Origin of the sequence: Enterococcus dongliensis (genome assembly GCF_031927985.1) — a bacterium.
GTDB classification, from domain to species: Bacteria; Bacillota; Bacilli; order Lactobacillales; family Enterococcaceae; genus Enterococcus_A; species Enterococcus_A dongliensis.
The window spans coordinates 1-229 of the sequence record NZ_JARPZC010000065.1 but is presented as its reverse complement, the minus strand read 5'-3'; the positions used below and the strand labels follow the sequence as shown (position 1 = coordinate 229).

At 39.7% G+C, this 229-nt stretch carries 1 protein-coding gene; it reads left to right on the top strand.

Annotated elements, in window-relative coordinates:
• A partial coding sequence (locus tag P7D84_RS13795) for a DDE-type integrase/transposase/recombinase (protein WP_240076605.1) occupies positions 1-229 on the top strand: 229 nt, incomplete at both ends.

Below are 229 nucleotides of genomic sequence, written 5' to 3'. Positions count from 1 at the left end.
TTTTATCAAGGGACAGAACATCGTACCATTAAATACCTGAATAATTTGATTGAACAAGACCATCGTCCAGTAAAGAGACGCAATAAATTCTATCGAAGTTTACGCACTGCCTCTACCACGATTAAAGGCATGGAAGCCATTCGAGGATTATATAAGAAAACCCGAAAAGAAGGCACTCTCTTCGGGTTTTCGGTCTGTACTGAAATCAAGGTATTATTGGGAATCCCAG